Source organism: Methylobacterium sp. J-026 (genome assembly GCF_022829585.1).
Classification (GTDB): Bacteria; Pseudomonadota; Alphaproteobacteria; order Rhizobiales; family Beijerinckiaceae; genus Methylobacterium.
The window spans coordinates 54,767-76,437 of the sequence record NZ_JAKSYC010000343.1 but is presented as its reverse complement, the minus strand read 5'-3'; the positions used below and the strand labels follow the sequence as shown (position 1 = coordinate 76,437).

Annotated in this window: 22 protein-coding genes; 18 read left to right on the top strand and 4 right to left on the bottom strand. The window is 71.5% G+C overall.

Annotation, left to right across the window (positions count from 1 at the left end):
• Nucleotides 1-118 precede the first annotated feature (118 nt).
• A complete protein-coding gene (locus tag MKK69_RS29890; protein WP_243973826.1) occupies nt 119-889 on the bottom strand; it encodes an SGNH/GDSL hydrolase family protein in 771 nt (256 codons plus the stop codon).
• Between the two features lie 362 nt (nt 890-1,251).
• On the opposite strand from MKK69_RS29890, the gene MKK69_RS29885 reads away from it, so the two are divergent.
• From MKK69_RS29885 to MKK69_RS29875, 3 genes are all read left to right on the top strand, one after another.
• Nucleotides 1,252-2,466, top strand: a complete 1,215-nt coding sequence (locus MKK69_RS29885; protein WP_243973790.1) for an MSMEG_0565 family glycosyltransferase — start codon at nt 1,252-1,254, stop codon at nt 2,464-2,466.
• The gene (locus tag MKK69_RS29880) at nt 2,459-2,737 is read left to right on the top strand and encodes an MSMEG_0570 family nitrogen starvation response protein (protein ID WP_243973789.1); all 279 of its coding nucleotides are present in this window, start codon (nt 2,459-2,461) and stop codon (nt 2,735-2,737) included. The genes MKK69_RS29885 and MKK69_RS29880 overlap by 8 nt, the downstream gene beginning before the upstream one ends.
• A gap of 79 nt (nt 2,738-2,816) precedes the next feature.
• Nucleotides 2,817-3,125, top strand: a complete 309-nt coding sequence (locus MKK69_RS29875) for a hypothetical protein (protein WP_243973788.1) — start codon at nt 2,817-2,819, stop codon at nt 3,123-3,125.
• Between the two features lie 139 nt (nt 3,126-3,264).
• Here the strand turns inward: MKK69_RS29875 and selB are convergent, their stop codons facing one another.
• Complete coding sequence (gene selB / locus MKK69_RS29870) at nt 3,265-5,202, bottom strand: selenocysteine-specific translation elongation factor (protein ID WP_243973825.1); 1,938 nt, start codon at nt 5,200-5,202, stop codon at nt 3,265-3,267.
• A gap of 359 nt (nt 5,203-5,561) precedes the next feature.
• Here selB and MKK69_RS29865 point away from each other — a divergent pair, with 359 nt between their 5' ends.
• The 11 genes from MKK69_RS29865 (at nt 5,562) to MKK69_RS29815 (ending at nt 15,581) form a co-directional block, all read left to right on the top strand.
• Complete coding sequence (locus tag MKK69_RS29865; protein ID WP_243973787.1) at nt 5,562-7,079, top strand: CYTH and CHAD domain-containing protein; 1,518 nt, start codon at nt 5,562-5,564, stop codon at nt 7,077-7,079.
• A gap of 398 nt (nt 7,080-7,477) precedes the next feature.
• Entirely contained in the window at nt 7,478-7,939 is a 462-nt protein-coding gene (locus tag MKK69_RS29860) for a tellurite resistance TerB family protein (RefSeq protein ID WP_243973786.1), read from the top strand.
• 90 nt (nt 7,940-8,029) lie between these two features.
• Nucleotides 8,030-9,322 (top strand): Zn-dependent hydrolase, encoded by a 1,293-nt coding sequence (locus MKK69_RS29855; RefSeq protein ID WP_243973785.1) that lies wholly within the window; start codon nt 8,030-8,032, stop codon nt 9,320-9,322.
• A 117-nt stretch (nt 9,323-9,439) separates the two neighbouring features.
• Nucleotides 9,440-10,723, top strand: coding sequence for a beta-ketoacyl-ACP synthase (locus MKK69_RS29850; protein WP_243973784.1), 1,284 nt, complete (start codon nt 9,440-9,442; stop codon nt 10,721-10,723).
• Nucleotides 10,720-11,487: an SDR family NAD(P)-dependent oxidoreductase gene (locus MKK69_RS29845; protein ID WP_243973783.1), complete on the top strand. Its 768-nt coding sequence runs from the start codon at nt 10,720-10,722 to the stop codon at nt 11,485-11,487. Before MKK69_RS29850 ends, MKK69_RS29845 begins: the two co-directional genes overlap by 4 nt.
• Nucleotides 11,488-11,519: 32 nt before the next feature.
• On the top strand, nt 11,520-11,807 hold the full coding sequence (locus MKK69_RS29840; protein ID WP_243973782.1) for an SH3 domain-containing protein: 288 nt from the start codon (nt 11,520-11,522) through the stop codon (nt 11,805-11,807).
• Between the two features lie 100 nt (nt 11,808-11,907).
• Nucleotides 11,908-12,261: a hypothetical protein gene (locus MKK69_RS29835; protein ID WP_243973781.1), complete on the top strand. Its 354-nt coding sequence runs from the start codon at nt 11,908-11,910 to the stop codon at nt 12,259-12,261.
• A complete protein-coding gene (locus MKK69_RS29830) occupies nt 12,248-12,586 on the top strand; it encodes a type II toxin-antitoxin system PemK/MazF family toxin (protein ID WP_243973780.1) in 339 nt (112 codons plus the stop codon). Before MKK69_RS29835 ends, MKK69_RS29830 begins: the two co-directional genes overlap by 14 nt.
• Nucleotides 12,587-12,644: 58 nt before the next feature.
• Nucleotides 12,645-13,667 (top strand): zinc-binding dehydrogenase, encoded by a 1,023-nt coding sequence (locus tag MKK69_RS29825; protein ID WP_243973824.1) that lies wholly within the window; start codon nt 12,645-12,647, stop codon nt 13,665-13,667.
• 122 nt (nt 13,668-13,789) lie between these two features.
• On the top strand, nt 13,790-14,806 hold the full coding sequence (locus MKK69_RS29820) for a lipid A biosynthesis lauroyl acyltransferase (protein WP_243973779.1): 1,017 nt from the start codon (nt 13,790-13,792) through the stop codon (nt 14,804-14,806).
• A gap of 7 nt (nt 14,807-14,813) precedes the next feature.
• On the top strand, nt 14,814-15,581 hold the full coding sequence (locus tag MKK69_RS29815) for a DUF1223 domain-containing protein (protein ID WP_243973778.1): 768 nt from the start codon (nt 14,814-14,816) through the stop codon (nt 15,579-15,581).
• Nucleotides 15,582-15,616: 35 nt separating this feature from the next.
• Here MKK69_RS29815 and MKK69_RS29810 read toward each other — a convergent pair whose 3' ends face one another.
• On the bottom strand, nt 15,617-15,838 hold the full coding sequence (locus MKK69_RS29810; protein WP_243973777.1) for a hypothetical protein: 222 nt from the start codon (nt 15,836-15,838) through the stop codon (nt 15,617-15,619).
• Between the two features lie 224 nt (nt 15,839-16,062).
• Here MKK69_RS29810 and MKK69_RS29805 point away from each other — a divergent pair, with 224 nt between their 5' ends.
• The 4 genes from MKK69_RS29805 (at nt 16,063) to MKK69_RS29790 (ending at nt 20,966) form a co-directional block, all read left to right on the top strand.
• Nucleotides 16,063-16,779 carry a DUF1194 domain-containing protein gene (locus tag MKK69_RS29805; protein ID WP_243973776.1) on the top strand — a complete coding sequence of 239 codons (717 nt, stop codon included), beginning with the start codon at nt 16,063-16,065 and terminating at the stop codon, nt 16,777-16,779.
• 136 nt (nt 16,780-16,915) lie between these two features.
• Nucleotides 16,916-17,986 (top strand): malate/lactate/ureidoglycolate dehydrogenase, encoded by a 1,071-nt coding sequence (locus tag MKK69_RS29800; protein ID WP_243973775.1) that lies wholly within the window; start codon nt 16,916-16,918, stop codon nt 17,984-17,986.
• A 110-nt stretch (nt 17,987-18,096) separates the two neighbouring features.
• The gene (locus MKK69_RS29795; protein WP_243973774.1) at nt 18,097-19,407 is read left to right on the top strand and encodes an MFS transporter; all 1,311 of its coding nucleotides are present in this window, start codon (nt 18,097-18,099) and stop codon (nt 19,405-19,407) included.
• 35 nt (nt 19,408-19,442) lie between these two features.
• On the top strand, nt 19,443-20,966 hold the full coding sequence (locus MKK69_RS29790; RefSeq protein WP_243973773.1) for a UxaA family hydrolase: 1,524 nt from the start codon (nt 19,443-19,445) through the stop codon (nt 20,964-20,966).
• Between the two features lie 78 nt (nt 20,967-21,044).
• Here MKK69_RS29790 and MKK69_RS31295 read toward each other — a convergent pair whose 3' ends face one another.
• Nucleotides 21,045-21,662 (bottom strand): glutathione S-transferase family protein, encoded by a 618-nt coding sequence (locus tag MKK69_RS31295; RefSeq protein ID WP_243973772.1) that lies wholly within the window; start codon nt 21,660-21,662, stop codon nt 21,045-21,047.
• Nucleotides 21,663-21,671 lie beyond the last annotated feature (9 nt).

Here is a 21,671-nt window from a genome sequence, read left to right as displayed (position 1 = left end):
AGGCGTCCTGGCTCAAGGTTCGGCTCCGATCTCGACCGCGTCGAGATGGGGAGTCTTGAGGGCGCCGTCCAGCCGTTGGTTCGGGATCGGCCGGCGACGCTGCGCGGTCCGACGGATCCTATTCGGCGACCGCCTCGGGGGTCTGCACCGATCCGGCATCCGCGAGGATCGAGCGGGCCGCGGCCTCAGCCAGAAGGGCATAGCCGCGATCCGCCATGTGCAGGCCGTCGGAGGCGAAGAGCTGCTTGGTCGTGAGTTTCCCCTCGCGCACCCAGCCGTGCATCAGGTCGGCGCGCCGGATCACCGGCACATCGAGTTCGTCGCCGATGCTGCGCACCGCTTCGAGGAACCGCGATGCGCCCGGGGTCGCCTCGAGCTTCGGACACCATTGCGGCTCCATCAGCACGACATCGATGCCGGCATCGCGGATCCGGCGGATCGCCGCCACCGTGGCCTCGCGGAAATGCGCGATCGAGACCCCGCGCAGCGGGTCGTTGCTGCCGGTCTGCCAGATGACGAGCTGGGGTTCGGCCGCGATGACGTCGCGGTCCAGGCGCGCCAGCATGTCGTCGACGTGCTCACCGCCGATGCCGCGATTGACCACCGACACGTTGATCCCGCGCAGCGTCTTGCGCAAGTCGATCTGGAGGCGGGCGGGATACGCGTTGGCCGGGCTCGACGCGCCGATGCCCTCGGTGGACGACGAGCCGAAGGCCACGATCTTCAACGGCGCGCCGATGGCAATCTGGCGGGCGACGTGCGGCAGGTCCGGGCTTTCCTGAAGATCGATGCCGAAGAGATCCAGGGATTCGGGCAGGAGATCCGCATAGGCGAGGACCGCCGTGGGCAGAACGAGGAGACCGCAGAGCACGCCGAGGCGGCGCAGCATTCGGCGGACCGGCCGCGCAGGCGTCAGGGCGGTGGTGAATTTTGACACGGGATCGACGGCTCCAGCGCTCCTGAATGACGGATACAATCTGTCACATGGGTTCGGAAAGTGCCGTTTTTCGGACCGCTTGAAAGTCAGATGAATTCGTAACACAAAATTAAGTGCCCAAGGCTGGCCGGCGCGGATTCAGACTTCGTCAACGGGTCTGCCCGCCTGCGGCACCGCTCAGGGCAACACGGCACGGACGATGCGTCCAGGCTCGTGCGGATCTCCGGGAGGGCGGCGGAGACCGTGGTTCGTCGCATCGGGCGCCACGTCCGGACGGGCCGCGAGCCGCGTCGCGCCGTCCCTGGGTCGACCGCTTGCGCATCGCGATCCTCACCTCCTCCACCGAGCCCAGCGGCACCGGGGTCCATGCCCTGGCGCTCGGCGAAGCCCTGTGCGGGCTCGGTCACGAGGCCGTCGTCCACGCCCCGGATCCGACCGGGCGCGGCTTCTTCCGCGACGCGCGCTGCCCGGTGATCTCCGTGGCGGCCAAGCCGACCCACGGATCCGCCGCGGCGGTGGTCGGGGCGCGGATCGCGGATTACCTCGCCCATTTCTCGATGCCGGCCGCCTGCGATTTCGACGTGTTCCACGCCCAATGCAGCATCGGCGGCAATGCCCTGGCGACACTCACGCGGCGGCGACTTGTCTCCGGGTTCGCGCGCACGGTCCACCGCATCGACGCCTTCGCGGACTCGCAGCTGGCCCGATGGCAGGATCGGGCGATCGTCGATGCCGGCCGCCTGCTCTGCGTCAGCCGAACCTGGGCGGCGACGCTCGCGGCCGAGTACGGCGCACAGGCCGAGGTCGTGGGCAGCGGCGTCGACCCGGCGTTCTACGGGCCCGAACCGGAGCCCGGCGACGAGGCCCTGCGTCGGCGACTTGGGCTCGGTGCCGGCCCGATCTTCCTGAGCGTCGGCGGATTCGCGGCGCGCAAGAACACCCGCGCGGTCATCGCGGCCTTCGCGGCGCTCCACCGACGCAGTCCGACGGCGCAGCTCGTGGTGGCGGGACAGGCGTCGGTCCTCGAACCGCCCGGATACGAGGCCCTGTGCCATGCCGCGCTGGAGGATGCGGGTCTGCCGGTCGGTCCGGGCTGCCCGGTCGTTCAGACCGGACCGATCGCCCAGGCCGACATGCCGGCCCTCTATCGGCTGTGTTCGACGCTGGTCTCCCCGTCCCTGACGGAGGGCTACGGCCTGTGCGTGCTGGAGGCCATGGCCTGCGGCACCCCGGTGATCGTCTCCGCGCGCCCACCCTTCACCGAATACCTCGCCCCCGGCGAAGCCCTGTCGGTGAATCCGGAGGATATCGAAGCCCTGGCGGCGGCGATGCGGGCGAGCCTGGAGCCCGAGCGGCGGGCGCGGTTGCGCGCGGCCGGTGGCGATGTCGCCCGGGCCCATGCCTGGGCGGCCTGCGCGGCGCGGCACCTGCCGACCTACGCGGCGCTCCTTCCAGGTGCCGGGCCGGCGGCGCCGGCCGCCACCGGCTCGGCGGCCTGGAACACGACGCGGATGCCCACCGATGCCTGAGATGCGCTTCCACATCCGCTGGCCGGACGGATCCCGTGAGGCCTGCTATTCCCCCTCCCTGGTCATCAAGGATCATCTCGCGGTCGGTCAGGACTATCCCGTCGACGAGTTCGTCAGCCTGAGCCGGCTGGCCCTCGGGATCGCCAGCGAGCGGGTCCGCATCCGCTACGGCTTCCCCTGCGGGCGGGCTCAGGCGCAGCTGGCCCGGATCGAGGCGGCCGCTTGCCGCCAGGGGGCTGGGACCGTCCACGTGGAATCCTTCGAGGAATGACGGCCTGCGCCGGGACGATTCGCCCCGGGACGGAAACGGGCGCGCCCCGGGTTATCGCCATGTCCGGGTGGGGAAGCTGATGAACGCGTTTGTGATCCGGATTGCGACGGTCCTCGTCCTCGCCGCCATGCCGGCGGTCGCGCAGACGCGGCCGTCGAGCACCGCGATGACCTGCCAGCAGGCCGTGCGGCTGATCCAGGCGCGGGGTGCCCTGGTCCTGGGCACCGGCGGCATGACCTATGACCGATTCGTGCGCGACCGCTCCTTCTGCGAGGTGACCGAGATCGCCAAGCGCGCCTTCCGCCCGACCCGGGACAACCCGAACTGCCTGATCGGCTACACCTGCTACGAGCCCGGGGCCGGGGACTGGCCGGGCGAGGATTTCTGAGCCGCTTTCTTCAGGTTGGGCCGCGATTTCGCGTCCGGACGCTGTGCGGGCTCATGGCCCCGACCAAGCCGCGGCAGTCTCAGAAACGGGTCCGGGAGGGACCTCGGCAGACCCTCGCGCCGCCCGGGCGGTCGACGCCCTACACCGCCGGACCGCCGGGGGCCGGTTCGAGGGCGACGATCACCCGCCGATCCCCCGCCCGGCGGGTGAATCCCGTCGCATCGAGGTGCTCCAGGAGCGGGATCGAGAATTTGCGGGAGATTCCCAGCGCCGCGCCGGCCTCCCGGGCCAGGAAGCCGGTCTCCGGCGTCGCCGCCTGCGGGAAGGCGTCGACGAGGCGCGTGCGGGCACTCGCCACCGCCTCCCGGTGGAACAGGACCGCGCGGCGCTGGACCCGGTCGACGGCCCGGATCACCGTCCCGGCCCCGACCAGATAGGTCAGCGCCTCGCGCCGGCGCACGTCGCGACCCACGGCCTCGGTCTCGTCGGGCGGGTTGAGGCCGGCGCGCCGGAAGATCTGCTCCAGCTTCCGGGCTGCTTCGCTCTCGTTGCGGGCAGGGTCGAAATCGGCGCGCCGCCACAGGGTACCGGCCTGGACCACCGTACCCGCCGCCGCGAGGGTACGCAGGGCCGTGCCGGTGAGCGCGTCCGGGAGTGCCAGGGATCGGGACAGGCGTTCGAGCGCGATCCCGTGCTCCATCGGATTGTCCCGGTGATGCTGCGCGAGCGTCGCCAGGATCCCGGTGCGCAGCGCCTCGAAGGCCCCGGCACCGACGAACCGGTCACCGATCTCCAGGGCCCCCGCCTCGCTCAGCATCGCGCGGACCCTGGCCGGGGCCGCCCCGGCGAGCCGGGCGAGGTCCACCAGCGGGGCACCGGCCGCGCCGGCCTGTCCGAGGCGCACCGCGATCGCCTTCGCGGGCTGCCCGGCGGCCAGAGCGGCGAGGTCGGCCAGGACGCGCGGGTCGTGGCGGCGGCGGCGGCGGCTCCCCGGATCGAGGACGCGCCCGCCGGCGACCGTCGCGGCCGGCGAATCGAGCCGGAGCACGAACGGCTCCCGCGCCGGCACAGCGACCGACTCGGCCAGGTGCAGCTGCGCCTGCGCGCTCGCCCCCGGCTCCAGGGCGTCCCGATCGAGCAGGCGCAGCCGGGCCTCGACCTCGGTCGTCCCGAACAGGAGCCGGCAGGCGGTGCCGCTGCCGAGGGCGTCGGTGGCGCTGGCGGCGGCCGTGATCGCGACATCGAGCCACGCGCTCGGGGCGAGCAGGCCCGGCAGCGCCAGGGCCTGTCCCCGGGCGATCTCGTCGAGGCCGACACCGCGCAGGGCGACGGCGGTGCGCCGCCCGGGCTCGGCCCGGTCCACCGGGCGTCCGTGGATCTGGAGACCGCGCACCACCGCGCTTCGACCGCCGGGCACGATCTCGACCGTGTCGCCGACCGCCAGCGCCCCGCGCCGGAGGGTACCGGTCACCACGGTGCCGAAGCCCGCCCGGGAGAAGACCCGGTCCACCGGCAGGTAGGGGAAGCCGTCGTCGCTCCCGGGTTCCGCCTCCGCCAGCAGCGCGGCGAGGGACGCCGTGAGGTCGGCGATCCCGGCGCCCGTGACCGTCGATGTCGGGATGACCGGGCCCGCCTCGAGCCCGGCGCGGGCCGCCGCGGCGGCGATCTCGGCTGTCCGCGCCGCGAGGGTCTCGGGCGTGGCGAGATCGGATTTGGTCAGGGCAAGGACGCCGCGGCGTACGCCGATCAGCCGGGCGATCTCCAGGTGCTCGACGGTCTGCGGCTTGATGCCTTCTTGGGCATCCACCGCAAGCAGAACGGCGCGCATGCCGGTCGCTCCCGAGACCATGGCGCGCACGAATCGCTCGTGGCCCGGCAGGTCGACGAGGTCGATCTCCCCCCGCGCCGAGGGCAGCAGGGCGAAGCCCGGGACGATGGAGACGCCGCGGGCCCGCTCCTCCTTCAGCCTGTCCGTCTCGATCCCGGTAAGAGCGCGCACCAGCGCGGTCTTGCCGTGATCCACATGGCCAACCACGCCTACGAGAAGTGTCTTCAACGCAGTCACCGACCCGACCATCGCTACGGCGCCGCCGTCCACGCGGAGCGCACACATCTCGTCGTAGGGAATCCCGCCGCGCCGGCTCTTCGTCGAGCCATGGGCCGCCGGACGGTCGGGGCCGGGGCATGCGCGGCAGATGGATTGTGGACAATTTTTCTTGCCACGCGTTTACGAATTGTGAAAGGGCGATTTTAACGCAGTGCAGCATCTCGAGCCGCAACGATCCCTGATGCATCGCCGTTGCGCCCGCGCGCGGCGTCGGTTTTTGCTAGACTGGCGGTGGTTGATGGTGCGCGGGGCCGCGACCGGATCGACAGTTCGGTGCAACCTCATGGGCGTACACCCGCTCGGGTTGGCTGGGTCACGAAGAGGAGAGCATGAGCGAGAGCGAAAGCGGCAGCGCGGCGGAGCCGCGCGAGATCGAGCTGAAGCTCGACTGTGCCGGACCCGACCTGACGGCACTCGCCGCCCATCCGCGGCTCCAGGGCGCCGCAGCCGTCGAGCCCGAACATCTGGTCACCGCTTACTTCGATACGGCGAAGCGCGATCTCCGGGCGGCCGGCCTGACCCTGCGTGTCCGCGCGAAGGGCGGCCGCCACATCCAGACCGTGAAGGCCGGATCCGGCGCTGTCGGATTGTTCGACCGGGCCGAGTGGGAGACCGAGATCGCCGGTGAGGCCCCCGATCCGGCTGCCTGGGCCGGCACAGCGGCCGAACCGGTCCTGCGCGTGGCCGAAGCGCCGCTGGAGCGGCTGTTCTCGACCGTCGTCATGCGCCGGGAAATCCCGGTGACACAGAACGGCTCGCGGATCCTGGTCACCCTCGACGAGGGCCGGGTCGAGAGCCCGGTCGGCGACGTACCGCTGTGCGAGCTCGAATTGGAGTTGCAGGATGGCGACCCGGCCGACCTGTTCCAGCTCGCGCAGGCCCTGGCCGAAACGGTACCACTGCGCCTGGGCGTCTACGCCAAGAGCGCCGTGGGCTTCGCGTTGATCGATGGGACCGGCCGCGGCGTGGTCAAGGCCGGGCCGACCGAGCTGCCGAAGGGTGCGACCGCCGGCGCGGTGTTCCGCCGGGTGGCGCGCGCCTGCCTCCGCCACATGCGCCTCAACGAGGACGCGTTCCTCGAAGCCGGACGGCCGCCCGAGGCCCTGCACCAGATGCGCGTGTCCCTGCGCCGTCTCCGCTCGGCGCTGTCGCTGTTCGCCCCGATGCTGGAGGGCGACCCCCGGGCAGGCGGCTTCAACGACGAGATCAAGCGTGTCACCGAGCCCTTCGGCCACGCCCGGAACCTCGACGTGTTCCTGGGTCACACCCTGCCGGAGCTGGCCAACGCACGCCCGGACGAGACCGGGCTCGACGATCTCCGCGCCCGGGCCGAGGCGGAGCGGGAGCGCGCCTACGACGTGGTTCTGGCGACCCTGCAGAGCCCGCAATGGCGCGGCCTGATCATCGATCTCGCCGGATGGATCGAGGCGGGTGCCTGGGCCGCGCAGCCGTCCGCCGCCGAGGACGGGCGCGATTTCGCCGCCCGGGTGCTCGACAGCGCGCGTCTCAGGCTCAAGAAGCGCGGCCGCGGCCTCAAGCGTCTCGACCCGCATACGCGGCACCGTGCGCGGATCGCCGCCAAGAAGCTCCGCTACGGGGCGGAGTTCTTCGCGGGTCTCTATCAGCGGGAAAAGGATCTGCGGCGACAGGCGAAGTTCGGCGACGCGCTGTCGGATCTCCAGGATCATCTCGGCGCGCTCAACGACCTGGAGACGGCGCGGACGATGACCGAAAGCCTGTCGGGGCCGGCGATGCCCGGTTCCGACGATCCGGGGACGCGGGACCTGCTCAAGGCCGCCGCCGAGGCGCGGGCCGATCTCCTCGACGTGAAGCCGTTCTGGCGGTGAACCTCGGCCGCCCCGTATTCCGGCGGCCGGTGGAACGCGCGGATCGGACACCCGGCGGCGGGAGGGGCCGCCGCCGGCACGAAGGTCGGGCCTGGGGGGCACCCGAACATCGTCCCGGCGGCGTCGCGACGGAGGCGGATTGCGCTGGGGGGACTTGGTCCGCCTTCCGTCGACCGCGCATCAGCGCAGCTGCCACGAGACTTCGCATGGCGATGTTGCCCAAGCGTGTCTGGTCGCCAGTAAATCCGCAGAAGTTGTAACATCCCCGTGAACGGGCGGCGTGGCCGGCCCGTCACCCGCGTCGCGTTGACCGGCCGGGCCATGCCGGCTTCCTTCCGCGCCGTCCTCTGCTATCCCTGCCGCGTCTCCGCCCCCGACCGGCCCCCGGCAAAGTCTTCATGAACGTCCTGCGCGATCTGCTCGGCCAAGTGAGCCGCACCGTCACGGCCTATGTCGGCGACAAGGCGCTGATGCTCGCCGCGGTCTCGGCCGCGGCCAACGTCATCGTGGCCGACGGGGAGGTGGCCGGCCAGGAGTTCGACGCCGCCCTGCACGGGCTGAGCGCCGATCCCGTCCTGATGAAGGGCTACGACGCGCTGATGCTCGAGACCGAACTCTACGAGGGGATCGCCCGGGCGCGGACCCGCCTCGGGCGGACGGAGAATCTGCGCCACGTGACGGCGGTCGCGGAGCGGCCCGCGAGCCAGCGCGAGAACGTCTTCCTGATCGCCGCCGATGTCGCCGATCAGGACGGGATCAGCAACATCGAGGCAAGCGCCCTCGGCGCGATCGCCGCCGCCCTGCAGGTCGACGGGGTCGAGCTCCTCCGGGCCAATCCGGTGCGGCGGCGCCCGGCCTGACGGCGCCGGTTGGCACCGGCGTTGCTCCGGCGGCGCGCGCTGCCCGATGAGGGACGTGTGGCACGGCGCTCCGCCGTCAGAGGAACCGGCATGGCCGAGACGAACCCGAGCAAGACCCACAATCTGCGCGCGAACAGCGCGCGCCTTTGGGCGACGATCCTGGAGACCGCCGCGTTCGGCGGTACGCCCGCCGGGGGCATCAACCGCCTCACGCTCTCGGCCGAGGATGGACACGTCCGCGACTGGTTCCGGGACGCCTGCGCGGCGGCCGGGCTCGAAGTCTCCGTGGACGCGCTCGGGACGCAATACGCCCTCCGGCCGGGCCGCGACATGAGCCGGCCGCCGGTCGCCTTCGGCTCGCATCTCGATACCCAGCCCACCGGCGGCAAGTTCGACGGCGTGCTCGGCGTGCTGGCCGGTCTCGAGGTCATGCGCAGCCTCAACGATGCCGGCATCGAGACCGAGACGCCGCTGATGGTGGTCAACTGGACCAACGAGGAGGGCTCCCGCTTCGCCCCCGCCATGATGGCCTCGGCCGCCTATGCCGGCGACTTCACCGCGGACGAGATCCTGGCCAAGCGCGACGCCGCCGGGACCACGGTGGCGGAGGCGCTGGACGCCATCGGCTATCGTGGGGTCGAGGCAGTCGGCACGCGGGAGATCGGCGCCTTCGTGGAGCTGCACATCGAGCAGGGCCCGATCCTGGAAGCCGAGGGCAAGACCATCGGCGTGGTCGAGGGCGGCCAGGGCATCATGTGGTTCGACGGGGTGATCACCGGCTTCGAGAACCATGCCGGCACCACGCCGATGCCGCGCCGCCGGGACGCGCTGCTGGCGCTGTCGGAGTTCGCGCTGGCCGCCGAGCGGATCGCCCTGGCGCACGCCCCCTCGGCAGTGGCCACGATCGGCGAGGCCAAGATCCTGGCGCCCTCCCGCAACGTCGTGCCCGGGCGGGTCGCCTTCACGGTGGACGTGCGCGACCCGCGCTCGGAGGCCCTCGACGCCATGGAGGCCGCCCTGGGCGAAGCCGCCGAGGCCATCGCCGGCCGCCGGCACCTCGAGATCGCCCTGACACGGATCTGGCGCAAGGAACCGGTCCCGTTCGACCCCGCCATCGTGGCGGCGATCGACGCGGCCGCCGAGAGCCTCGGCCACGCCCGCCGCCGGATCATCTCGGGGGCCGGCCACGATGCCTGCAACCTCGCCGCCAGGGTGCCGGCCGCGATGATCTTCGTGCCGTGCAAGGACGGGATCAGCCACAACGAATCGGAATCCGCCACCCAGGCCGACTGCGCGGCCGGCGCCGATGTCCTGCTCCAGACCGTGCTGCGTCTGGCCAACGCACCCTGCCCGGATGGACGCAGCCCCTCCGCCGCCGAATGACGGCGGCTCGGCCTGCCAACGGGAACCAGGAGCCGTCGCGCCCCGACGCGGGATCGCGGCGGCGGTTCGGAAGGCGCGGTGGTGTACCGGCGCGGAAAATCCCGTAAGGACCGCACCATGAGCGCGCGATCCCACCGCGACGCCCGGGGCCGGCCCCTCGTCGCGGTCACCGGCATCGGCGTCGTTTCCTCCCTCGGCCAGGGTCAGGCCGAGACCTGGGCCGCCATGGTGGCGGGCCGGTCCGGCATCCACGCCATCGCGCGGTTCCCAACCAACGGCCTGCGCACGTGCATCGCCGGCACCGTGGATTTCCTCGATACGGAGCCGCTGGTGGCGCCCCTCCTGTCCGAGCGCTTCGCCGCGGCGGCCGCCGAGGAGGCGGTGGCGCAGGCCGGGATCGGCAAACCCGGCGACTTCCCCGGGGCGCTGTTCATCGCAGTGCCGCCGGTTGAGATGGAATGGCCGCAGCGGCAGGCCCTGGCGGAGGCCGTCGGCGGCGACGGTCCGGTCGATTATGCCGGCCTTCTCCGGGCCGCAGCGACTCGCCGGTTCGATGCCTGGCACGACCTGTTCATCTTCGGCACCGTCGCCGACCGGATCGCCGACCGCTTCGGCACCAAGGGCTCGCCGATTTCGCTCTCCACCGCCTGCTCGTCCGGCGCCACCGCGATCCAGCTCGGCGTCGAGGCGATCCGGCGCGGGGAGACCGCGGCGGCGCTCTGCATCGGCACCGACGGCTCGGTGAACCCGGAATCGCTGATCCGGTTCTCGCTGCTCTCGGCGCTCTCCACCCGCAACGACGATCCGGAGGCGGCCTCGAAACCGTTTTCCAAGGACCGGGACGGCTTCGTCATGGGGGAGGGCGCCGCAGCCCTGGTCCTGGAGGACGCCGACGCTGCGAGAGCCCGGGGCGCCACGATCCTCGGTTACGTCCTCGGCTGCGGCGAGAAGGGCGACGGCTTCCATCGCACCCGCTCCAGCCCGGACGGGGCACCGGTCATCGCGGCGATCCGGGCGAGCCTGGAGGATGCCGGGCTCGAACCCGACGGGATCGACACGGTCAACGCCCATGGAACCTCGACGCCGGAGAACGACAAGATGGAGGCGTTCGGGCTCGCGGCCGTCTTCGGGGCCCGGGCGTCCGCCCTACCGGTGACCTCCAACAAATCGATGATCGGCCACACGCTCACGGCCGCCGGCGCCATCGAGGCGGCGGTGTCGCTGCTGACCATCCGCCACGGCCGCATCCCGCCGACCATCAACCATCGCGTCCCCGATCCGACCATCGCCCTCGACATCGTCGAGACGGCCCGCGATCTGCCGGTGCGAACGGTGCTGTCGAACGCCTTCGGATTTGGCGGCCAGAACACCTGTCTGGTCCTCGGCGCGGAGCCGGCGTGAGCGGCACGGATCACCACCGACGCGTCCTCGTCACCGGCGGCGCGTCTGGGATCGGTGCGGCGACCGTCCGAGCCCTGGCCGGCGCAGGCTTCGCGGTCGATTTCACCTACCGGTCCTCGGCAGACGCGGCCCAGGCGCTGCTCGCCGCGTTGCACGTCGACCATCCGGACCGCGCCTTCGCGGCCCACCGCCTCGACCTCGCCGACCGGGCCGCCCTCGACGGGTTCTGCGCGGCCGCGGAGGAGACGGCCTATTACGGCCTCGTCCACAATGCCGGCCAATCCAGCGACGCGCTGGCCGCCATGCTCGATCAGGCGCAGGCCGAGGCGGCCATGCAGGTCAACTTCTTCTCGCTGACCCGCCTGTCCAAGGCGCTGGTGCGGGCGATGACCCGTGGCCGGGCCGGGCGCATCGTGGCGATCGGCTCCGTCGCCGCCCTGCGGGCGAATGCCGGCAATGCCGCCTACGCCGCCACCAAGGGCGCACTCATCGCCTATTGCCGCACCCTGGCGATCGAAACGGCCCGGCGCGGCGTCACCGTCAACGTCGTCGCGCCCGGCTTCGTCGACACCGCCATGCTGGCGCGCTACGCCGCCCACCGCGACGGCATAGAGCGGCAGATTCCCGCCGGACGGTTCGCCAAGCCCGAGGATGTCGCGGCGCTCGTGGCCTTCCTGATGGGCGAGGGGGCGTCCTACATCACCGGGGCGGTGCTGCCGGTGGATGGCGGCCTGACCGCGATGATGGGCATCCACCGGACGTGACCGGTGACCCACCGAACCGGACGATCCCACCGATGCGCGTCAGCCTCGCCCTCGCCGCCGCCCTGAGCCTCTCGGCGACGCTCGCTTCCGGTCCCGCGTGGGCCGAACCCGAGCCCTACCGCATCTCGGGCCTGCCGCCGGGCGAGGCCCTGAGCATCCGGGCGGAGCCTGATCCCGCCGCCGAGCAGGTCGGTGAGATCCGTGTCCGCGCCCTGGTCTTCGGCTGCACCAACGATACGCCGAGCCGGACCACATGGTGTCGGGTCAAGGCCGGCCGAACCCTGGGTTGGGCGCGGCGGCGCTACCTGGCGCCGGAATAGGCGCCCTCCCGAACACCGGCTCCAAGCTCCGGGGTAAGGTCGCGGAGTCCGTGTTGATCTGCGGCTGGGCGGCGCGTAGCTCTCGGCGGGAGGTGCTTCGATGGCGACGATGATCCTGCGCGACGTGGTGCTCCGGGCGCGGCACGTGGAGGGCGATCCGGATCTGGCGCTGACGATCCGCGCGCTACGGCCGGACCAGCGCCTTGTCCTGCGGATCGACGGCAGGCCCATGCGCTTCCGGAAGGTCCTCGACGGCGACACCGGCCACTTCACCGACGGCGTCGGGCCCGAGCCGGCCGATGCGGAGACCTGGCATGACTTGCAGTCCCGTCGCGGTTCGATGATCACGGTCGAGGCCGAGCGGCCGATGCCCGATCCCTATCTTCTGTCGCTCAGCGCGACGCTGACGGAGTGGAACAGTCCGGACGATGCCGCAGCCTATGACGGCCTATGAGCGCTTCGATGTCCTGACGGCTCTGTTTCCGTTCATCGACGTCCCGGTCCGCAAACCGCGACCGGTCATGGTCCTCTCGAACGGCGCCTTCAACGATACGAACGGACATGTCGTGACCGCGATGATCACAACGGGCGCCGGCAGCCACTGGCCGAGCGATCACGCGATCGTCGATCTCGCCGCGGCCGGCCTCCGGCACCCCTCGGTGGTCCGCTGTAAAGTGTTCACGCTGCCGAATGGTCAGATCGGTCGCCGGATCGGACATCTGGGCCTGGCGGATCGCACACGACTGGCGGCCCATTTCGCAGCGATCCTACACGCTTGATGCGGCACTGGGCCCTGACCGATGACGGTACGGCGCCGACTACAAAAAGACGATGATCATGCAAGCCCTCCAGCTCTTTGGCGACCGCGACCTGCGCCTGACCGAGATCGCGGCGCCGCCCGCCCCCGGTCCGGGCGAGGTGCGGATCCGCATCCGTGCCGTCGGGCTCAACTTCATCGATGTCTGGGGTTTTCGCGGGATGGCCTTCGCCAAGCGCAAGCTGCCCCTCGTCGTCGGCGCGGAAGCGTCGGGCGTCATCGAATCGGTGGGGGAGGGCGTCACAGGCCTCGCGGCCGGCGACCCGGTCGTGCCCTATGGGGCGATGACCTGCGGGCAGTGCCGGGCCTGCCGCGAGGGCCGGGACAACCTCTGCGAGGATGTCTCCGGCGTGATGGGGTTCCACCGCGACGGGTTCGCTCGGGAGTTGGTGACCCTGCCGGCGCGCCTCGTCGTGCGGGTGCCGGAGGGCGTCAGCGACACTGATGCCGCCTGCGCGGGTATCGCCTTCGGGACCGTCCAGCACATGCTGTTCGACAACGCCAGGCTGGAACCCGGCGAGAGCGTGCTGGTGCATGCCGGCGGCTCGGGGATCGGCACCGGGGCGATCCGCATGGCCAAGGCCATCGGCTGCACCGTCTACACGACGGTCGGCGATGACGAGAAGGGCCGCAAAGCCGCGGAGCTCGGCGCCGATCACGTCATCAACTACAGAACCGAGCGCTTCGAGGGCGAGGTCCGGCGTCTGACCAAGCGCAAGGGCGTCGACGTGGTGTTCGAGCATGTCGGCGCCGACACGTGGAACGGCTCGCTGCTGTGCCTCAAGCGCGGCGGGCGTCTGGTGACCTGCGGGTCGACCTCGGGCGTCTCGGCGACGATGAACCTGATGCAGCTCTTCCAGCAGCAATATCGGATCACCGGCTCGTTCGGTTGCGCGCTGGCGAATATCCGCCAGTCCCTCGATAAGATGGAAGCCGGCATCCGGCCGGTCGTGGACACCGTCTATCCCCTCGCGGATTTCGCGCAGGGTCTGGAGCGCCTCGAATCGCGCCGCGTCTTCGGCAAGATCCTCGTCAGCCTGTAGGGCGGCGCGCGCGGGCGCGGAGCCTGCGCGTCCGAGCGTGTTTCGCGCTGCGGCAAACCTGGCGTAAACGGTGCCGCACGGGTGTCTTGGGGGGCGGCCCGGATCGAGCCCGGGAAACGAAAGTGCTGCGTCTCGCTCTTCTGCTGAAACGGTCGTACCCGCGCCTCCTGGGCTACGCCACGATACCCCTGATCCGCGCCCTGGTCTGGCTCGCCCGCAGCCTCGGGCCGGCGCGCTCGACCGCGTCGGGCGCCGGGCTGCTGCGTCGGATCGGGCCCCTCCTGCCGGCCCACCAGACCGCCCTGCAGAACCTGCGGGCGGCCTTCCCCGAGATGCCGGAGGCTGAGCGGCGAACAATCGCCCTGGAGGCCTGGGACAATCTCGGGCGGACGGGCGCCGAATACGCCCATCTCGACAGTCTGTTCGATTACGATCCGGCGGCCACGGGCCCATCCCGGACCGAGGTCTCGGGCATCGAGCATTTCTTCGCCCTGCGCGACGACGGCGCGCCGGGCCTGATCTTCTCCGCTCACCTGGCCAACTGGGAATTGCCGGCGATTTGCGCCGCCCGGTTCGGCCTCGATGCAACCGCCGTATTCCGGCCGCCCAACAATCCGGCCGCCGCACGCCTCGTGCAGGAAGTCCGCCGCCGCTCCATGGGCGGCCTGGCCGCCTCGAAGCCGGGCGCCGTCTTCGCCATGCGCGATGTGGTGGAGAATGGCGGCCATCTCGGTCAGCTGATCGATCAGCACTTCACCCGCGGCGTCGTGGTGGAGTTCCTCGGCCGGCCCTGCCTCGCCAACCCGCTGCTCGCCAAGCTCGTCCGTCACTACGAGTGCCCCGTCCACGGCGTCCGGGTCGTGCGGCTGCCGGAGGGCCGCTTCCGCCTGGAACTGACGCCGCCGCTCATTCTGCCGCGGGCCGCTGACGGGACCATCGACGTGCCCGGCGCCATGCAGGCGATGACCGCCGTGGTCGAGGGCTGGGTGCGTGAGAATCCCGGTCAGTGGCTCTGGATGCACCGCCGGTGGCGACCCGACATGCTGCCCGAGCCGCGGATGGCATCGGCGGCGTCCCGCCCGCCGGTCGAGGCTTCTCAAGCCAACGTGATTTCCCAGAACGCGGACCAGACGCTCTGATGTCCCCATGAATCCCCGGCACCGCGCCCCGATCCGCGACCGTCGCGCGCTCCGCGCGGCCGTGCTGCTCGGCACCGCCGTGGCTGCCTCCGCGGCGCGGGCCGAGCCGGTTCGCGCGGTCGTGGAACTGTTCACCAGCCAGGGCTGCGGGGCCTGCCGCACGGCCGATCCGGTGCTGCGCGACCTCGCCCGCCAGCCCGGGGTGATCGCCCTGACCCTTCCGGTGACCTATTGGGATTACCTCGGCTGGAAGGACACCCTGGCCTCGCGGCCCCTCACCGAGCGTCAGCGGGCCTATGCGCGGACGCGCGGCGCCCGGCAGGTCTTCACCCCGCAGGCGGTGATCGATGGCAGCGGCGTGGTGGTGGGCTCCGACAGAGCCGGTCTCGACCGGTTGATGCGCGATGCGTCACAGCGCGGCGGCCTGCCGGTGCCGGTGCGCGGCGAGATCCGCGGCGACCGGATCCAGGTGGAGATCGGGGCGGCGCCGGACCTCGCGGCCGATCTGCGCGGCGAGGTCTGGCTGGTCCCCGTGCTGCGCAGCCGGGTGATCGCGATCCAGGCCGGCGAGAATGGCGGCCGGACCGCGACCTACGTCAACGTGGTGCGGGGGCTGCAGCATCTCGGCCACTGGACCGGCCAGGCGGTCAGCTTCGATGTGCCCGACACGCAGGCCGCGATCGCCGAAGCCGACAGCTGGGTCGTGCTGCTGCAGGGTGGTGCCGACAATCGGCCCGGCCGCATCTTCGGGGCCGCCAAGGGGCCGGGACTGTAGTGCGTCGTCCCGAAACGGAGGCCCCGGCCATCGACCTATTTCAGGCTGATCGGATCGATCAGTCGCCGGCCCTGCTGCCTGTGCCGTTCCTTGGATTGGCGGGCGAGTTCCCCGAGTCCGGCATCGAGGCGATCGGATTGGCGGCCGACGAAGCCGATCATGGCGTCGATCGTTCGGCTTAACAGGGCCACGGCCCCGATGAGGGCCGCCACGATCAGGCTCTCGAGACCGCGTCCGATCCGGTGGACGATGCGCATAGGATGTTTTCCGGTTTCTGCAGCGCACAACGCGCCTTCGCGACGCCCAGTTAGCGGCGTCGGGCAGGCACGGGATGGGGCCAAAAGCGGCACGGTGCCGAGGGCCCGGCGCGGAACCATTTCGAGACGGGCGGGCGACGGATCGAACTGGCGGGGCGGCAGGTCCGTTGCCTGGGATGCGGCCGTCCGCCCCCGCGCGCGGCGCCTCCCCTTGAGTGTCGGCCATGCGGCGACGCCAGCTCCTGTCCGGAATGCTCGCGACACTGTCCCTCCCCGGCGGCCGCGCCGCCGCGGCCGACCTGGACGTGGACGTGCTGCTGGCGCTCGCGGTGGACGTGTCCCTGAGCATCAGCGAGGCGCGCTTCGACCTGGAACGGCGCGGCTATGCCGAGGCCTTCGCCGATCCCCGGATCTTGCGGGCCATCGGCGACGGGCCGGCCGGGCGCATCGGCGTCGCCCTGTTCGACTGGGCCGGGCCCGGGGAGCAGCGCGTTGCGGTCGACTGGATGGTGATCGCCTCCGCGCAGGATGCGGGCCTCTTCGCGGCGCGGCTCGCCGAAGCGGAGCGCCCCTTCTACGGCCGGACCGCGATCGGATCGGCCATCGGTTTCGCCGCCGACCTGCTGGCGCGGGCACCGTTCCGGACCGACCGGAAGGTGATCGACGTCTCGGGTGACGGCACCGGCAATGCCGGCCGCTCGATCACGGAGGCCCGGGACGCCGCCGTAACGGCCGGGATCACGGTGAACGGCATCGTGATCCTCACCGATCCGGACGGAATGCCCGGTTTCCTGAGGGAGCACACCAACCCGGCCGGCGGCCTCGCGGCTTATTACCGGAACCTCGTGATCGGCGGCGAGGGGGCGTTCGTGATGACCGCCGAGGGCTTCGAGGCGTTCGGGCGCGCGATCATCGCCAAGCTGATCCGCGAGATCTCGTGACGGGCCCCGCGCCGACGATGTTTCGATCGGACGACAGGTCCGCTCGGACGTCACCGCCGGTGCTCGCGCGGCACGTCCTTGAGCGCTAGCTTCGTCCCGCACGCGCCCGGCGAGGCGCGGCCAGGGAGGTAACGGCATGCGGATCTCGGCCGATAGGCTGTCCGCCTATGTGCGGGACATCTTCTTCCGCGAGGGTTGCGCGGAGGCGGAGGCGGAGCGGATCGGCCGTTTCCTGGTCGCCGCCAACCTCACCGGCCACGACAGCCACGGCGTCGTCCGGGTCACCCGCTACGTGGAGTGGCTGCGCGCGGGCGAGGTCGAGGCGGGCCGGGTCCCTGAGATCGTCAGCGACGCCCCGTGCTTCGCCCTAATCGACGCGCATTACGGGTTCGGGCAGACCGCCGGGCCCTTCGCCACCGATCTCGGGATCGCCAAGGCGCAGGCGAACGGCGTGGCGATCGTCGCGCTCCGGCATGCCGGGCATCTCGGCCGGATCGGCGAATGGGCGGAGCGCGCCGCCGCGTCGGGGCTGGTCTCGGTCCATTTCGTCAACGTGTCGGGGAGCCTGCTGGTGGCGCCCTTCGGCTCCGTCGAGCGGCGGTTCTCCACGGCCCCCTTCGCGGCCGGCTTCCCGGTGCCGGATTCCGAGCCGGTCATCCTCGATTTCGCCACCTCGGCCGTAGCCGAGGGCAAGGTGCTGGTCGCGTCCCGGGGCGGCAAGCCGCTGCCGGCGGGCGCGCTGATCGAACCGGACGGTCGCCTCAGCGCCGATCCCGCGACGCTGTTCGGCCCCCTCGACGGGGACGCCCGCGACAACCAGCGCGGCACCGGTGCGATCCGCGCCTTCGGCGAGCACAAGGGCTCGGGCCTCGCCCTGATGTGCGAGCTGCTCGCCGGGGCGCTCACCGGTTCCGGCACGGCGGGTCCGGGCCGGCGGCGGATCTGCAACGGCATGCTGTCGATCTACGTGAGGCCCGAAGCCTTCGGGGCCGAGGACGCCCTCGCCACCGAGGCGCGGACCTATCTCGACTTCTTCAAGAGCGCCCGGCCGATGCCGGGCGCCGAGGTGCTGCTGCCCGGCGAGCCGGAGCGCCGCATGCGCGCCCAGCGCCTCGCCGAGGGGGTCCCGTTGCCGGAGCCGGTTTGGGAGACGCTCCTGGCCGCGGGCCGGCCGCACGGGCTCGACGGGGACGCCTACCGTGACTGAGCCGGGTCCGCGGAAGCGGATCTGATCGGACGAGACCGCGGCGACCCCCGGCCAAAACGGGGGCGCCGCTCCAGACGGGGACGCCATCCCCGCGTTTCGGGAGGAGCACGATGCCCCGCTTACGCTGGCTCATGATCGGCCTGTGCATGGCCGCCAACGCGATCAACTACATCGACCGCGCCAACCTCGCGGTCGCGGCCCCCTCCATGGCCAAGGAGCTCGGGCTGAACACCACTGACCTGGGCCTGATCCTGTCGGGCTTCTTCTGGACCTACGCGATCATGCAGCTGCCCTTCGGCTACGTCGCCGACCGGGTCGGGGCGCGGCTGTCGCTGGTGGCGGCGGTGGTCTGGTGGTCGGCCTGCACGGCGCTGACCGCCGCCGGCCGGGGCTTCCTGTCGCTGCTCGGCCTGCGCATGCTGCTCGGCGTCGGCGAGGCCGGGGCCTACCCGTCCTTCGCCAAGGTCGCGGCCTCGTGGTTCCCGCGGAGCGAGCGCAGCTTTGCCAGCAGCATCTTCGACAGCGGCTCGCGGGTCGGATCGGCGCTGGCGATCCCCCTGGTCTCCTGGGTGATCGCGACGCTGGGCTGGCGCGAATCGTTCATTGTCACCGGGCTGCTCGGCTTCGTCTGGGCCGTGTTCTGGATGTGGCTCTACCGCGAGCCCGAGAACCACCCCGCCGTCGCGCCGGAGGACCTCGCCCGGCTCCGCGCCGCGCAGGAGCGGCCGAAGGCCGTCGATGCCGCCGAGGCGCAGACTCAGGTGCCGTGGCTGTCCCTGTTCCGGTACCGCACCGTCTGGGGGATGATGGCCGGGTTCTTCTGCCTGAACTTCGTGATCTACTTCTTCATCACGTGGTTCCCGACCTACCTGATCAAGGCCCGGGGCTTCTCGCTGGCGGAACTCGGCACCCTGGGTACTCTGCCGGCCCTCGCCTCGATCCCCGCGGGCTGGCTCGGCGGCTTCGCTTCGGACGCTCTCTATCGCCGGGGCTGGAGCCTCACCGCCGCCCGCAAGACCTGCCTGGTCGGCGGCATGCTGATGTCCTCGGTGATCACGCTGTCGATCATCGCGCCCAACGTCTACGTCGCCCTGCTGTGCTTCGCCGTGGCCTATGGCAGCCTCGCCTTCACGGCCGCGTCGATCTGGGCGCTGCCCGGCGACGTGGCGCCGACGCCGGCCCACGTGGCCTCGATCGGCGGGATCCAGAACTTCGCCTCGAACGTCGCCGGCATCGTGACGACGACCTTCACCGGAATCATGCTCACCGTCACGCAGGGCTCGTTCGCCATCCCGCTGATGGTGGCCGGCGGCTTCTGCCTGCTCGGCGCCTTCATCTACCTGTTCGTGGTCGGCGAGATCGCGCCGCTGCCGGTCCGGGACGCCCGCGCCCCGGCGCTCCGCCCCGAGCCGGCCCGATGAGCGACGCGACCGTGACGCATCCCGAGGAGAGCCCCATGACCGCTTTTCCCGTCATCGCCCTGCGCCCCGACGACGGCGTCGTCGTCGCCCGGGCCGCGATCGAGCCCGGCACGCCGGTCGCGGACGGCGTGACCGCGGCCGAGCGGATCCCGGCGGGCCACAAGGTGGCGGTGCGCCCGCATCGCAGCGGCGCGCCGGTGCTCAAGTACGGCCAGATCATCGGCTTCGCGAAGGCCGACATCGCCGCCGGACAGCATGTCCACGTCCACAATCTCGGCATGGGCGCATTCGCCCGCGACTACGCGTTCGGGGTCGATGTCCGACCGACGCAGAGCATCACGCCGCAAGCGACTTTCCAGGGCATCCGCCGGCCCGACGGGCGCGTGGCGACCCGCAATTACGTCGGCATCCTGACCTCGGTGAATTGCAGCGCCCACGTGGCGGATCTCATCGCCGACGCGTTCCGGCGGCACCCGATCCTCGGCCTCGACCCGCTCGCCGCCTATCCGAACGTCGACGGCGTCGTGGCGCTGACCCACAAGACCGGTTGCGGCATGGCGATGGGCGAGCCGCTGCGACTCCTGCGCCGGACGCTCGCGGGCTATGCCCGGCACGTCAACTTCTCGCACATCGTGATGATCGGGCTCGGCTGCGAGGTGAACCAGATCGGCGCCTTCCTGGACGAGCAGGGGCTCGGCGATCGGATCCGCAGCATGAACATCCAGGCGCTGGGCGGCACCCGCAGGACCGTCGAGGCCGGAATCGACTTCGTGAAGGGCATCCTGGCCGAGGCCGACGTGGTCCGCCGCGAACCGGTGCCGGCGGGCGAGCTGATCGTCGCCCTGCAATGCGGCGGTTCGGACGGCTATTCGGGGGTCTCGGCCAATCCCGCGCTCGGGATCGCCAGCGACCTCGTGGTCCGGAACGGCGGCACGGTGATCCTCTCGGAGACCACCGAGACCTATGGGGCGGAGCACCTGTTCACCCGCCGTGCCGTGAGCCCAGAGATCGGCCAGAAGCTCGTCGACCTGATGCGCTGGTGGGAGGACTATACCCGCAAAGAGGGATCGGAGATCGACGCCAACCCGTCGCCCGGCAACAAGGCCGGGGGCCTCACGACGATCCTGGAGAAATCCCTGGGCGCCATGGCCAAGGCCGGGAGCACCAACCTCGTCGACGTCCTGCGCTACGCCGACCCCGTGACCGCCAAGGGCTTCGTGTTCATGGACACACCCGGCTACGACCCGGTCTCGGCGACCGGGCAGGTGGCGGGCGGCGCGAATCTCGTCTGCTTCACAACCGGCCGCGGCAGCGTGTTCGGCTGCAAGCCGGCCCCCTCCATCAAGATCGCCACGAACTCGGCCATGTATCGCCGGCTGGAGGAGGACATGGACGTGAATTGCGGCACGATCCTCGACGGGGCGGAGAGCGTCGAGCAGGCCGGGCGCCGGATCTTCGAACAGATCCTGCGCGTCGCGGGGGGCGAGCGGACCAAGAGCGAGCAGTTCGATTTCGGGTCCTCGGAATTCGCGCCCTGGCAGATCGGCGCCACGGTGTGATCCTGTTCAGGGGCCGCACAGGCGCCTGTCCGAGCACCAGCGCCACCTGTCAGGGCCGAGACCTGGGCCGCCAAGCCCTCAGGCGATGGGCTCGCCGAGTGCCCGGGCCGCCGCCGGCCGCGCGGCGAGGCGCGCGTACCATCGCCGCAGCGCCGGGCGCTCGACGCGGTCGGTGGGGAGGTTCAGCCAGCGATGCGCCGCGCAGCCGAGGGCAATATCGGTGATGCCGAACCGGTCCCCGACCACGTAGTCGCGTTCCGCGAGATGCGCGTCGAGGATCGCCGCCATGGCCTCGGTCTTGGCGACCGAAGCCGCGATGACGCTGCGGTCGGGCGCCGACGACCGATAGAGTTGCCAGAAGGCGTCGCGCATGGCGGGCGTGAAGCTGGTGGCCTGCCAATCGAGCCACTGCTCGACGTGGGCGCGGGCGCGGGGATCATCCGGCAGCGCGAGGCCCGGGTTGATCGCCGCGAGATAGCGGAGGATCGCGTTCGACTCCCAGAGGACGAAGCCGTCCTCCTCCAGCGTCGGGACCAGGCCGTTCGGGTTCAGGGCGCGGTACGCGGGATCGGCGACGATTCCGTAGGCGCCGCCGGCCGCGATTTGCTCGTAGGCCAGTCCGGCCTCGTCGAGCCCCCAGACCGCCTTCTGGACGTTCACCGAGGTGAGCCGTCCCCAGAGCCTGCGCTGCGTCACGCGTCTTCC